Below are 13,714 nucleotides of genomic sequence, written 5' to 3'. Positions count from 1 at the left end.
GATGCAGCCACATTGGACAGACGCAGTTTAAATTCAACGAAGAAGAGATCAGATGAAGATAAAACTTCTGGCGGCGCTTGCCTGTAGCGCGTTGGCCAGCGCCGCACAGGCGCAGAGCAGCGTGACGCTGTACGGCACGCTCGATACCGCCATCGGCTATGTGAGCAATCTGCCGAAAGCGAATGGCGGGACGGGCAGCGCGTTCCAGATGATAAACGGGACGCTGAGCGCCAACTCCTGGGGCTTGAAGGGCACGGAAGACCTGGGCGGCGGACTCTCCGCAGTCTTCAGGCTCGAAAACGGCTTTGTTCTTAGCAACGGTGCCCTGAACAACAACGGGCGGGAGTTCGGTCGCGTGGCGACTGTCGGCCTGGCGAGCGTTCCGCTTGGCACTGTCACGCTTGGCCGGCAATTCGATCCGCTGGTCGACCTCATCGAACCGCTGACGGAAGACGCGATATTCGGGTCGGCGTTTGCGACTCCGGGCGATCTCGACAACTACGATGAAAGCCTTGGCGTCAACAATGCCGTGAAGTATGTGAGCCCGAGTTACGCGGGCTTTCAGTGGGAAGGAATGTATGCGCTCGGCGGAGTTGCGGGCAGCGCGTCGAGCGGTCAGACCTATGCGCTTGCAGCGGCATATGCGAACGGTCCGCTGAATCTTGCCGCCGGGTACCTTCACGCGAACTTCGCGAACGATTTCGTGTTGACCAGCAGCGGTGTGTCGCTCGCACCGGGCGCCAGCGCGCCGACAACCGACAACCCCTATTTTTCGAGTATCAATCGCGGACTGTTCTCGGCGAAGTCGGTGAGCATGATTCGCGCGGCCGCGAGTTATCAACTCGGCTTGTTCCAGTTCGGCGCGGCATACAGCAATGTCGCATACGGAGAAGGATCGCTGTCGGCCGATACCCACTTTAACAACGCTACGGTCTATGTGAACTACAAACCGTTTCCCACGACGACATTGGGCGTCGGCTACAACTTCACCAAGGGCGACGGCGGTGCGCAAACCGACGCGACCTACAATCAGGTTAGCCTGGGCGCCGACTACACTTTCTCGAAGCGTACGGACGTCTACGCACTCGCTGCATATCAGAAGGCATCTGGTCGAACGGCTGACGGCACGGGCGGCAGTATGGCAGCTACCGCATCGATCGGCTCCTATGGCCTCGATTCGGGTAAGAACTCGGAGACGATGGTACTGCTCGGCGTGCGGCATCAGTTCTAAAGCGCAGCGCTCTCGCTTGCGTGGCTTTCGCGATCGTGAACCCACGCAAGCGCTTTGTCGCGTGAATGATTATTGATAACGCTTCAATTCACATTCGAGACGAGTGATGAAATCAGGAAAGACATCGCCAATTATTGGCATGCATGCCCACGCTCCTTATTTAATTAACGCTATTCCACACAAAGATAAGGTTAAGTTAAGGTTGTTTATAAAATAAAAAACATTTTTTGGATGTGCTGGATAAAAGCATATCATTCATAAGGGTATGCGAAAAAATAATAAATTCAGTTGAAATTATTCGAACTGGGTAAAGCGTACACAGCGCCACCACGCACGGAGCGTACGCAAGACGCTGCAAGCGTGCCACGGCGTCATTGTTGAGAAAAGGGCAATGCCGCAAGACCCACGGCAGATTTCCCCTACGAAATGCAGAACGATCTTTCAATTCACATTTCCGTCATTGGATCTGCGATTTCCTGTCGAATAAATTCGCGTCAATTGTCAACTTTATTTTTGTAATTTTTGTTGTCTAAGTGAATTCAGTGACTATTGAAATGATAGAAAAAAGAGATTGGATAATCGAATGTCTGAGTAATAGGATTCCTCCGGTTTCCCCCCATGAACCAGGAATACAACGTGAAAATACTGAAGACACAGATTGCGGCAAGCATTTTCTCGATCGTCTCCGCCATGGCGATCGCTCAACCGGCGTTTGCCGTGGATATGACCCAGGATAGCGGGTCCCCTGTCGGCGACAACCAGAACTCCCAGACGGCGGGCCCCGAAGGTCCGGTGCTTTTGCAGGACTCTCATCTCATCGAGAAGCTGCAGCGCTTCGACCGCGAGCGCATACCCGAGCGCGTCGTGCATGCGCGTGGCACAGGTATCTATGGCGAGTTCGTGCCGACTACAGACATCAGTTCCCTCACCTCTGCCCAGGTGTTCACGCCTGGATCGAAGACGCCGGTCTTCGTCCGATTCTCGACGGTGATGGGCTATCGCGGCTCGCCCGAGCAGGCACGAGACCCGCGCGGTTTCGCTATCAAGTTCTATACGCAGCAAGGCAACTGGGACATGGTCGGCATCAACTGGCCGATCTTCTTCATTCGGGACGCGATCAAGTTTCCTGACTTCGTGCATGCGAACAAGCCATCGGCGGTGACTGGCGTGCAGGATCCGAATCTGGCGTTTGACTTTTTTGCTCATTCACCCGAAGCGACGAACATGCTGACGCACCTCTACACGGACGAGGGCATGCCGGATTCGTATCGCCACATGGACGGCTACGGCGTGCACGCTTTCAAGTTCGTCAATGCGAAAGGGGAAGTTCACTACGTGAAGTTTCACTGGAAGAGCCGGCAGGGTGTCGAAGGCATTCGTCCCCAGGATATCCCGCATTCGATCGGCGCGGACTGGAATCTGATGACCAATGACCTGTACAACTCGGTCAAGGCGCATTCGTATCCACAGTGGGACCTTTACATCCAGGTGCTCTCGCCGAAGGATCTGGACAAATTCGATTTCGACGCGCTGGACGACACGAAGGTGTGGCCGTCTTCCATCCCGGAGCAGAAGGTGGGCACGATGACGCTCAACCGCATTCCGGACAACTATTTTGAGTCCACGGAAGAATCGGCATTCGCGCCGTCGCGGCTCGTGCCGGGGATCGAGCCTTCCGAGGACCGGATGTTGCAGGGTCGTCTGTTCTCCTACGCCGATACGCAGATGTATCGCCTGGGCCCGAACTACAACCAGTTGCCGATCAATCGCCCCGTCGTCCCGGTCTATAACAACAACCAGGACGGCTTCATGAACGAGGGCGATCGAAAGGGCGAAGTGAACTACGAGCCATCCGGAGTCGCCGAAATCTCGCAGCAGGACAAGTACAAGTCCGTGCAGACGCCGCTGAACGGGACAACCCAGCAAAGAGCGATCCACAAGACGCTCGACTTCCGTCAGGCCGGCGAGTATTACCGGACGCTGTCCGAGACCGGCAAGACCGATCTGATCACGGCGCTGTCGGGCGACCTTGGCCGCGTGACCAACGACGCGAACAAGTACGCAATGCTCTCGTACTTCTATAAGGCTGATGCCGACTACGGTACCCGTCTCGCGCGTGCGACCAACGCGGATGTCACCCGTGTGAAGGATGCGGCCGCACACCTGAGCGATAACTGAAGCATGCACGGAAGCCTGCGCAAGCAGGCTTCCCGACTGATCAGACAGGCTTTTTACGGAGAACGTAATGCGATGCTCTTTCACTGCCGGGCGCCTTGTTCGGACTGTGGCGGTCGCGGCCCTGGCCGCACTGTTGACGGCGAGTTGCGCACAGCATGTGTATCAACCGGGAACGTATTCGGCCGCGACGGACACCCCGCGTTTCACAGAAGACTGGTTTGTCGCGGCGCGTGCGGGACGCACGGATATCGTTCAGGCATTGATCGACGCGCATTTCCCGCTTGAGACAACGACGCCCGAAGGCTATACCGCGCTGATCCTTAGCGCGTATGACAACCACCCGGAGACGTTGAAGGCTCTTCTTTCTGCAGGCGCCAACGCTTGCGCCGCCGATCGGCATGGCAACACGGCACTGATAGGGGCGCTCTTCAAAGGCGAGACGAATATTGCAACGATGTTGCTCGACACGCATTGCGACATCGATCAAACCAACAACGCGGGGGAAACGGCATTGTCGTTTGCCGCGCTATTCGGCCGGCTCGATATGATTCCGGTGCTTGTCGCGCACGGCGCCAACGCGAATCATGTCGATGCGCGTGGCGGGACCGCGTTGCAAATGGCGATCGCACAACACAACCCGGCTGCGGAGGATGCATTGCGACACGCCGGCGCGACACAATGAGACGTGGTCGATAAACCGCCGTTCACGCCCGCTTCAACAACGCGCTATCCACCGGCAACGCCCGAACCCGCGTGCCTGTCGCATGGAAGATTGCGTTGCTGATCGCAGCCATTGTCGGCGGCACGCCCGGTTCGCCAACACCACCGGGCGGTGCAGCGCTCGGCACGATATATACGTGCGTTTCCGGCACGGAGTCGATACGGGCGACACGGTAGTCGGTGAAGTTCGACTGGTCGGCTGCACCCTGACTGAACGTCAGTTCGCTGTATAGCGTGTTGCCGAGCGCCATCACGACAGCGCCTTCGAACTGCGCGATCACGCGATCGGGATTGACGATACGTCCGCAGTCGACCGCCAGATCGATACGTGTCACGCGCACCGAGGCATCGTCGGCAACTTGCACCTGCGCGACCGCGGCGACGTACGACAGAAAGCTGCGATGAACAGCGATGCCGCGTCCATGGCGAGCGGGCAACGCGGCGGACCAGTTCGACCGCACCGCCGCCGCGCGGACCACCGCGGCATAGCGTGCGGTATCGATCGGATACTCGTCGATCGACGCGCCGTAGTTCGGATAGTCGACCCCCAGCGCATGCAGATCGACATGGCGCGGACTGCCCAGCAGCGCGAGCAGATGCTGCACCGGGTCCTGTCGCGCAGCGGCGGCGAGCTCGTCGGCGAACGAGCCCAGCGCGAAGCCGTGTGGGATGTTGTACACGGAGCGATACCAGCCGATACGTGTATGCGCGGGCGCCGCTCCGTTTTCGCACTGCACGTTGGCGACTTCATAAGGCATGTCGGTCACACCCTGACCGAGCTCGCCCGCCGAACCATAAACCACGTTCGGCGTGAACGTCGAACCGATCGACGGAAACACGCTGCGGTGCAACCACGCTATCGTCTTGCCCTGCGCATCGAGTCCGCCCTCCATGTGCTGCGCACACACGGCATGGAAGTAGTCGTTTCGTATGTCGTCTTCGCGTGTCCACGTCAGCTTGACGGGTACGCCGACTTCGCGCGCCAGGAACGCGGCCTCGGCCACATAGTCCGGTTTCGACTTGCGGCCGAAGCCGCCGCCGAGCAACGTAACATTGATCGTCACGGCTTGCTCCTGCAGGCCGAGCACCTGTGCGACGGTTGTCCGCGCCTGCTGCGGGTTTTGCGTCGCGGTCCAGACCTCGATCGCGCCGTTCGCAAACGATGCAGTCGCAGCCAGCGGCTCCATCGCCGCGTGCGCCAGATGCGGCACGTAATAGTCCGCCGACACGTGTCGTGCAGCGTTTTTCAGCGCGCCCGCGGTATCGCCGTTATTGCGCACAACCTTCCCAGGCTGCCGCGCGGTGTCCTCGAGCGCCTTGCGATACGCGTGGCTATCGTAAGTGCCGTTCGGCCCGAGGTCCCATGCGAGCTTCAGTTTCTGTCGCCCTTGCTGCGCGGCCCACGTGTTGGTCGCTATCACCGCGACGCCGCCCAGCGGCCGGAACCCGGCGGGCAGCGGCGTGGAAGAAATGCGCACCACGTGCAACACGCCGGGCACCTTCATCGTTTCGGTCGAGTCGACGCTTTTGAGCGTTGCACCGTACACGGGCGAACGTTCGACCGACGCATACGTCATACCGGGTAACACGACATCGATGCCATACGTCGCACGGCCGTGAACAATGTCGTCGAGATCGACGATCGGCATCGACTTGCCGATATAGCGCCACGTGTCCTCGTTTTTCAGGTGCAGCGTGTCGCGGCCGGGTACTGGCTGACGCGCCGCGGCCGCGGCCACCGCGCCGTATGAAAGGCGCCGCCCACTCGCCGCATGCACGACATGACCCAGTTCGGTCCGGCAACTCGCCGTGCTCACGCGCCACTGCGCAGCGGCGGCCGCCATCAACATCTGCCGCGCGGAGCCGCCTGCCTCGCGCAGTGGCTGGAAGAACTGGCGGATGCTGCGCGAGCCGTCGGTATTCTGGTCGCCGTACTTCGCATCGCCTTGTGCCTGCACAACCTTGACGGTGTTCCAGTCGGCATCGAGTTCGTCGGCGAGGATCATTGCGAGGCTGGTGCGGATGCCGGTGCCCATCTCGGAGCGATGCACGACCAGCACGATCTCGCCCGACGGCGCGACCGATACATAGACGTTCGGTGCAAATACCGTTTTGGTGCCGCTTGCCGAAGCGAGCGGGCTCGCTGCAAACGCCATGCGCGCCCCACCGACTTGCAGGCCCAATACCACCCCGCCCGCCAAAGTGCCCTTCAGCACCCGGCGCCGGCTCAGATTGACAATCTCGCTCATTACGCCTGCTCCGCCGCTGCCTTGATGGCAACCTTGATGCGTTGATAGGTGCCGCAGCGGCAGACATTGCCGGACATCGCTTCGACGATCTGCTCGTCGCTCGGCTTCGGCGTCTGTTTTAGCAGCGACGCAGCCTGCATCATCTGGCCAGGCTGACAGTAGCCGCACTGCGGCACGTTCGCGGCTTTCCACGCTCGCTGCACGGGATGCTCACCGCCTTTGCCCAGGCCTTCGATCGTCGTCACGGGCTTGCCCTGCACATCGCTCAGTGAGGTGACGCACGAACGCACGGCCACGCCATCCAGATGTACGGTGCAGGCGCCGCATGCGCCCACGCCGCAGCCGAACTTGGTGCCATGCAGCCCTAACAGGTCCCGCACCGCCCACAGCAGCGGCATGTTCGCGTCGGCGTCGACGTTGTGATGCACGCCATTCACAATCAGTTCCATCGGTTCACTCCTTGTTGTCGACGCACGCCACACCCGTCGGCGCTGCCTGGCATCGCCTACCTGCGCACGCCGTTCATGCCCTTGCCTGATAAGCGTTGCACCATCCGGTACCGCTCACTTGCTTCGCGCCGAACAGCGCACAAAGCGCGCTGGCGTCGGTCGGCTTGCCCTGGAAGAACTGGCAGTTCGTGCAGCGCTGGTTGTCGCTGAAATGGGGATATTTCGTGCGGTCGACATGGGCCGCATCGGTCTTGTACCCGAGTGCCTGCGCAGCGGGATCGCTCTCCTGAAGCTGCGGGGGCGCCGCCCAGACGTTGCGTCCGCTGATCGCGAGCGCTGCCGCGCCGATTGAATGGAGCATGAAGGTGCGTCGATGGGTTCGCATGGTCGATGGCTCCCTGTCATGCTACGAGCACGCGTTCCGGGGGCGCCATGAATTCCGGCCCAACGGGATCCTTGACGAACTGCGCAACAATCGCGTCAATCTGCTCGAACGCCTTCTCGTCGAGGCGCCAGCCGAACACATCTTCGATCCCGTCGAGCTGCGCCGGGCGACGTGCGCCCCACAGCGCGATCGTCGGGCCGCGGTCGAGCACCCAGCGCACCGCCAGCGCGAGCACCGATTTATCGAAGTTATCGCGCGCGAACACGTTGAGCGCTTTCACGGCCGCGACATACTGCTCGCGACGCGGCTCGCGAAACTTCGGGTCGCGCTGGCGCAGATCGTCGCCCTCGAAATGCGTCTCGACACCGATGCGCCCTGCCAGCAGCCCGCGGCATAGTGCCCCATAGGCAAGCGCGACGAGCCCATGCTGTTTTGCATACGGCAGCACGTCATGATCGATATCGCGCTCGAACAGGTTGTACGGCGGTTGCGTGGTTGACAGCGGCGCCACGCGCCGGAATGCATCCATTTGCGCAGGCGAGAAGTTGCTGACGCCCAGCGCCCGCACCTTGCCTTCCTTGCGCAGATCGTCGAGTACCGCAGCGGTCTCTTCGATCGGCACCAGCGGATCGGGCCAATGGACCTGATACAGATCGATGTAATCTGTCCGCAAGCGCCGAAGCGTATCCTCTACTTCTTGACGAATGCGCGCTGACGACGAATTGCGGAACACCGCACCGTCGTGCCATTCCAATGCGACCTTGGTCGCGATGACCGCCTTGTGCCGATACCCATCGGCCAGCGCCTTGCCGACAATCTCCTCCGAAGCGCCGAAGCCGTACACCGGCGCTGTGTCGATCAGATTGACCCCGCTGTCGAGCGCCCGGCGGATCACCGCGATCGAGTCTTTCTCATCGGTGCCGCCCCACATCCATCCGCCGATCGCCCAGGTGCCAAGGCCGATGCGTGAGACGGGAGTCGTTAAACCTTCAATTGCGATTGTTTCAATAGTCATGTGAAGCTCTCTAATCAAAGCACTACGTAAAGCACCGCATACGGGTCGAATGCGATCTGACTAACGGCGACGTGCCCATCGGACGGGCAGGCGAGCCGATTATTTCAGCGGCATCCGGCGATCACAAGAAGGCACCTGACGGTTTCATACTTTCCCCATGGAAACTAATTGCTACGACGGCGCTTACGCGCACGACAATCCGCAAAAAAAAACCGATGACCTGGCGCGGAACATCATCGAGCAGATCGCGGACAAGTGGACGATCCTCGTCATTGACGCGCTCGGTACGCACGGCGAGATGCGTTTTTCGCGGCTGCGCGAGGTGGTGGAGGGCGTGAGCCAGAAAATGCTCACCAAGACATTGCGACAGCTCGAGCGTGACGGCCTCGTTACGCGCTACGTGCATCCGGTGATCCCGCCGCGGGTCGACTATCAGCTGACGCCATTGGGGCGGAGCCTGCTCGACAAGATCTGCGGGATATGGGATTGGGTCGAAGTCCACATGAGCGAAATGGAATTGGCGCGGCGCGAATTCGACCACGGCGAAAAGCGGGTCGATCACCTGCGTCCGCGTGATGTGCCGATCGCTTAGCGCCGCCGTCGTAATGCGAGGCCGAAGCTGAGCGCCACTGTCGAGCCGCCAGCAAGGCCGTGAGAAATTGCCCATAATTGCGCGCAGTCTTCGAGCAACCGTTGGGACGTTTCATGAAAGCAGCTTCTGTCACACCGCAATCCCCGATCGCATTTCTGGCTGTCGCGTTGGCGTTCGCGATCAACATGATGGGTACAACGCTACCGACGGCAATTTATCGGTACTACCAACTGCAGTATGGTTTTACACCGACCATCATCACGGTGATCTATGCCTCGTATGCAATCGGGGTACTGAGTGCACTGCTACTGGTCGGCAACTGGTCCGATCAGCTCGGCCGTCGTCGCATGCTACTGGCCGGACTGTTTGCATCGGCTGCGTCAGCGCTGATGTTCCTGCTCAGCGACAGGTTGGCGCTTCTGATGCTCGGCCGCCTGCTGTCGGGAATCTCCGCCGGCATCTTCACAGGAACCGCCACCGTAGCTGTGATCGAACTCGCGCCGCCTGCGTGGCGCGGCAAAGCCATGCTCGCGGCTACGGCGTCCAATATGCTCGGGCTGGGTTGTGGTCCGTTGCTAAGCGGCATCCTCGTCGAACTATTCCCCTGGCCAACGCGCTTGCCCTATGCGGCGCATCTCGCGTTGGTGGGCGTCGCCGCGCTAGTCGTTCTTGGCGTGCCGGAGACCGCTACGATTCCTGCGCGCGTGAAGCTCGGCATCCAGAAAATTTCGCTTCCTGCCGAAGTACGCCGTGCGTTTATTCCTGCCGCGCTTGCGGGCTTTGCAGGTTTCGTCGTGGTGGGCTTCTTTGCGGCTGTCGCCCCGCAACTGATTCGGGTCGTACTCGGCTTTCACAGCGGCATCGTGACCGGCGCGATCGTGTTCCTGCTGTTCGCGTGCTCCGCACTCGGGCAAATCGTGCAGACGGTCATTGCTGCCCGATGGAGGCAAGCGGCTGGCTGCGTTGGACTCGTCGTGGGACTGATATGTGTTGGTTTGTGCGTGCCGGAGCGCTCGCTCGGCGCGCTTTTGCTCGGCACCGCCCTGGCAGGAATCGGGCAGGGCATCAGCTTCCGCGCCGGGTTGGGCGAGATCGCGTCCGCCGCGCCGGCGCACAGACGAGCGGAAGTCACGTCCAGTTTTTTCGTCGTGCTTTATGTGGCGATCTCACTACCTGTGATCGGCCTTGGCATCGCCGTGCAACTCGCCGACATACAACGCGCGACGTTGCTCTTCGTTGGCTTGACGATAGTGCTTGTGCTTATCGCGCTGCTCCTGCTGATGCGTGAGCAGGCGGACACGGGGCAAGATGCGCAAGCGATCGGTGACTGAACACGAAGCCGCTGGGAACAAAACGTCGTTCGGTTCGTGACTTCCTTCTCGACTACGATTGAGGATGTCGACGATCTGTTGGCACTCGGCGTTTGACAGGAACAGATCGCGCGTGCCACTCTGAATTTTTCTCCACCGCCTGTCCGTTTGCATGCCGCCCGAGCGTCATTGTCATGGCGGCCCGATATGTTCACCCGCCTCAACCCCATGACGGAGGCTCATATGCAATACCTATTGATGATCTATTCGGAAGAAAACGGCTGGAACAAGATGACCGACAGCGAGCGGCAGCAGGGCGTCGCCGCGTATCACGCGTACACCGAGTCGTTGAAGAAAGCGGAGGTGCTGGTGGGCGCCAACCGGCTGCAGAACACGAATTCGGCCACCACGGTGCGGCTCGTCGACGGCAAGCCGCAGGTGCTCGACGGACCGTATTCCGATTCGAAGGAGCAGCTCGCCGGCTACTACCTGATCGACGTGCCCAACCTGGACGCGGCGATCGCGTGGGCGTCGCGTTGTCCAGGCGCGGCGCACGGCCTCATGGAAGTGCGGCCGGTCTGGACTGCCCCCTACGACGCGCCATCTGCTGTATGAGTCCGTCCCGCGGCGGCCGTGAAGTTGACGGCGCCGCGCGTTCGATTGCCGAGGCGGTCGCTCGCCGCAGTTACGGCAAGCTCGTCGCGCTGCTGGCGATGCGCACGCGCGACGTCGCCGCCGCCGAGGACGCGCTGGCGGACGCGTTTGCAGCCGCGCTCGCGGACTGGCCCGAGCGCGGCTGCCCCGCGAATCCCGAAGCGTGGCTGATGACGGTTGCGCGCCGCCGGGCGATCGATGGCGCGCGCCATCGGCATGTCGGCGACGAAGTCGTGAACCAGCTCGCGATCCTCGCCGACGAGATCGACGAGCATGAAGCAGGCGTGTTGCCCGACCGGCGGCTTGCGCTGCTGTTCGCGTGCACGCACCCCGCGCTCGAGGCCGCGATTCGCACGCCGCTGATGTTGCAGGTGGTGCTGGGGCTCGAAGCGAAGACGATCGCGTCCGCGTTCCTGATGTCGCCCGCCGCAATGAGCAAGCGCCTCGCGCGAGCGAAGAACAAGATTCGCGAAGCGGGCATTCCGTTCAGCGTACCCGAGCGCGAGGAGTTGCCCGGCCGGCTCGTTGCCGTGCTGGAAGCGGTCTATGCGGCGTACGCGGAAGGGTGGACCGATCCGGTTGGCGGTGATACTGAGCGGCGCGATCTCGTCGGCGAGGCAATGTTTCTTGCGCAACTGCTCATCGAGCTGCTGCCCGAGGAGCCGGAGGCACTGGGTCTGCTCGCGCTCATGCTGTATGCCCAGGCGCGGCGCGATGCACGACGCGATGCGGCCGGCGACTACGTGCCGCTGTCGGCTCAGGATCCGGCGACATGGAACACGCCGATGATCGACGCAGCCAACACGTTGCTTCGACGCGCGAGCACATTCAACGCAATCGGACGCTTTCAGCTCGAAGCCGCGCTGCAGTCAGCGCATATTTACCGCTGCCAGACGCATCGGCCGAACTGGGGCGAGATCGTGCAGCTCTACGATGCGCTACTCGCGATTGCGGCATCGCCGGTGGTAGCGGTCAACCGTGCGCTCGCCCTGGCGGAACGGGACGGCCCGCAGGCGGCGCTCGACGCGCTCGAGCCGTATGCGGACGATCCGCGGCTGGCTGACTATCAACCGTACTGGGCCGCGCGCGCCGATCTGCTGGCGCGCGCCGGCGCAACGGCCGAAGCGCTCAGCGCGTACGATCTCGCAATCGGGCTCGAGCGCAATCCGGCCGTGCGCCGCTTCCTGCAGCGCAAGCGCACCGAGCTGTCATCGGCGAGAAGTTAGATCGGCGCGTTGCGTTTGCCACACGAGCGTGCACGCCTTGCGCTGATGCGGAATGCTCAACACCCACACTTCCACTGCGGCTGCTGCAACGTCATCCCGTGCTGTCCCTTGTACGCGGCGACCGCGGGCGAGGTCCATCCCTCCAGCATCTGCGGTGCGAGCCGGTAGATCTCGATGCCAAGCGGACGGCATACCTCCAGCGGATCGCGCGCGTCCGGCCCCCACATCGGCAACGAGAGATCGCCGCCAGGGCAGGTCGACAACGCGCAAAGCAGGTCGATTTCCGCGAAGAACTCGAGGTAATCCCCCTTCTTCGCGGGACAGGCTTTCATAAAGTACTTGTCTTCGAGATTCAGCCCGGTGCACTGGAACACGTTCAGCACGTCGTGCACGTCGTATTCGGTCAAGCCATACGGAGCAATTGCGCGCGTCAGGTTCGAGTGGCAGTGGAAATGGAAATCCTCACCCGTCAACATGCGGTTCACGTACGGATCGCAACGCGTGCCGAGCAGGTCGTGAACCCGGCCGCCATGCTCGTCGACGCCGTAATCGGCGAGGCTGTCGTCGGTGATCGTCACCATGGGGCGCAGGAAGGGTAGCGTCGACCACAAACGGTCGAATGTGCTCACGTGCGCCTGCTGTAACTGGCGCGTGCGCGAGGCCCACATGCGCTCGCGCGGGTTGTGCAGATTCCACATGTTCAGGTCGGCTACTTGCGGACCTTCAATCGTGACGATGCGAAACACGTGGCCAGCCGGTACGGTCCATGCCTGACCCGAGCGAATGGGCACGACGATCGATTCGACCAGCGTGCGCGTATCGTGTTCGGAGGCGATGCGACCATAAAACGCCTTGTCGGGGTCGAGCGCGGAGCCCTTGGTGGATTGATAGGCGGCGGGGTAATTCAACATGATGGAGACTCCTTGATAAAGCACACGGACAGGCTGCGCTTGTCACGCGCGGTCGCCTGTGTGAGCAGTAGCCGTGAATCGGTGGACGAAGCAGGAATGAGAGGCAACGAATCAAAGGTAATCGAGCAGAGCGTGCTCCGATTGCTTCAGGTAACCGGCAAGCGCGGCGCTCGCCTCGGCGGTGCGCCCACTCGCGATCAGTTCGAGAATCTCCTGATCCTTCGCAATCCAGGGACGCTGGAAGCGCCGCTCGTCGGGGGCCGAGGCAAACACAAGGCGCAGTTGCGCCAGTATCGTCGTGAAGAATGTGTCGAACAGCGGGCTGCCGAGCAACTGCACGATGCGCCGGTGAAACAGCAGACTGTAGGTGCCGACGCTGCGCCAGTCGCCTTCGTCCGCCGCCGCTTGCGCGTGCACGACGGCGTCGCGCATCGCCGCGATTTCATCTTCTTCAATCGGATCTTCGCGCATCAGGGCTTGCAGTTCGAGCGTGCGCCGCACCCGATAGATGTCGCGCACATCGTGGCGCGTCAGGGTGCGCACGATCACGCCGCGATGCCGGTAATGCACCGCGAGCCCTTCACGGCACAAGAGACGTAGCGCTTCACGCAGCGTGTTGCGCGAGACCTCGTGCGCCTGGGTGAGATCGTTCTCGACGAGTGCGGTGCCCGGCGGCAATTTGCCTTCAATGATCTCGTTGCGGATCGTCGACAGAATCCGGTCCGTGACCGATTGCTCGGGCTCCTGCGCAGCGAGGGGAGTAACAGTTGATTGCGAGGTGGGCATACGGTGTT

General features: G+C 61.4%; 13 protein-coding genes. 7 read left to right on the top strand and 6 right to left on the bottom strand.

Annotated elements, in window-relative coordinates; genetic code table 11:
• Positions 1-52 precede the first annotated feature (52 nt).
• The 3 genes from M0D66_RS20560 (at position 53) to M0D66_RS20550 (ending at position 4,091) form a co-directional block, all read left to right on the top strand.
• Entirely contained in the window at positions 53-1,231 is a 1,179-nt protein-coding gene (locus M0D66_RS20560; RefSeq protein ID WP_266211448.1) for a porin, read from the top strand.
• Between the two features lie 690 nt (positions 1,232-1,921).
• Entirely contained in the window at positions 1,922-3,409 is a 1,488-nt protein-coding gene (locus M0D66_RS20555; RefSeq protein ID WP_256458289.1) for a catalase, read from the top strand.
• A gap of 67 nt (positions 3,410-3,476) precedes the next feature.
• A complete protein-coding gene (locus M0D66_RS20550; RefSeq protein WP_266211447.1) occupies positions 3,477-4,091 on the top strand; it encodes an ankyrin repeat domain-containing protein in 615 nt (204 codons plus the stop codon).
• 22 nt (positions 4,092-4,113) lie between these two features.
• Here M0D66_RS20550 and M0D66_RS20545 read toward each other — a convergent pair whose 3' ends face one another.
• The 4 genes from M0D66_RS20545 to M0D66_RS20530 all read right to left on the bottom strand — a co-directional run bounded on the left by M0D66_RS20545 (position 4,114) and on the right by M0D66_RS20530 (position 8,227).
• A complete protein-coding gene (locus M0D66_RS20545) occupies positions 4,114-6,378 on the bottom strand; it encodes a molybdopterin cofactor-binding domain-containing protein (protein WP_266211446.1) in 2,265 nt (754 codons plus the stop codon).
• Positions 6,378-6,827: a (2Fe-2S)-binding protein gene (locus M0D66_RS20540; RefSeq protein WP_093635079.1), complete on the bottom strand. Its 450-nt coding sequence runs from the start codon at positions 6,825-6,827 to the stop codon at positions 6,378-6,380. Before M0D66_RS20540 ends, M0D66_RS20545 begins: the two co-directional genes overlap by 1 nt.
• A 73-nt stretch (positions 6,828-6,900) precedes the next feature.
• A complete protein-coding gene (locus M0D66_RS20535) occupies positions 6,901-7,212 on the bottom strand; it encodes a high-potential iron-sulfur protein (RefSeq protein ID WP_266211445.1) in 312 nt (103 codons plus the stop codon).
• Between the two features lie 16 nt (positions 7,213-7,228).
• Positions 7,229-8,227 (bottom strand): aldo/keto reductase, encoded by a 999-nt coding sequence (locus M0D66_RS20530; protein WP_266211444.1) that lies wholly within the window; start codon positions 8,225-8,227, stop codon positions 7,229-7,231.
• A 157-nt stretch (positions 8,228-8,384) separates the two neighbouring features.
• On the opposite strand from M0D66_RS20530, the gene M0D66_RS20525 reads away from it, so the two are divergent.
• From M0D66_RS20525 to M0D66_RS20510, 4 genes are all read left to right on the top strand, one after another.
• Positions 8,385-8,819, top strand: coding sequence for a helix-turn-helix domain-containing protein (locus tag M0D66_RS20525; protein WP_093635082.1), 435 nt, complete (start codon positions 8,385-8,387; stop codon positions 8,817-8,819).
• 113 nt (positions 8,820-8,932) lie between these two features.
• Positions 8,933-10,150 carry an MFS transporter gene (locus M0D66_RS20520; protein ID WP_266211443.1) on the top strand — a complete coding sequence of 406 codons (1,218 nt, stop codon included), beginning with the start codon at positions 8,933-8,935 and terminating at the stop codon, positions 10,148-10,150.
• A 222-nt stretch (positions 10,151-10,372) separates the two neighbouring features.
• Positions 10,373-10,744: a YciI family protein gene (locus M0D66_RS20515; RefSeq protein WP_054040106.1), complete on the top strand. Its 372-nt coding sequence runs from the start codon at positions 10,373-10,375 to the stop codon at positions 10,742-10,744.
• Complete coding sequence (locus tag M0D66_RS20510; protein ID WP_266211442.1) at positions 10,741-12,009, top strand: RNA polymerase sigma factor; 1,269 nt, start codon at positions 10,741-10,743, stop codon at positions 12,007-12,009. Before M0D66_RS20515 ends, M0D66_RS20510 begins: the two co-directional genes overlap by 4 nt.
• A 56-nt stretch (positions 12,010-12,065) precedes the next feature.
• Here the strand turns inward: M0D66_RS20510 and M0D66_RS20505 are convergent, their stop codons facing one another.
• Complete coding sequence (locus M0D66_RS20505; protein ID WP_054040108.1) at positions 12,066-12,920, bottom strand: DUF1989 domain-containing protein; 855 nt, start codon at positions 12,918-12,920, stop codon at positions 12,066-12,068.
• 111 nt (positions 12,921-13,031) lie between these two features.
• Complete coding sequence (locus M0D66_RS20500; protein ID WP_093635085.1) at positions 13,032-13,706, bottom strand: GntR family transcriptional regulator; 675 nt, start codon at positions 13,704-13,706, stop codon at positions 13,032-13,034.
• Positions 13,707-13,714: the final 8 nt, after the last annotated feature.

This window comes from Paraburkholderia sp. SECH2 (genome assembly GCF_030464795.1).
GTDB classification, from domain to species: domain Bacteria; phylum Pseudomonadota; class Gammaproteobacteria; order Burkholderiales; family Burkholderiaceae; genus Paraburkholderia; species Paraburkholderia aspalathi.
The sequence above is the reverse complement of the archived record's forward strand: the minus strand, read 5'-3'. Positions and strand labels throughout refer to the sequence as shown.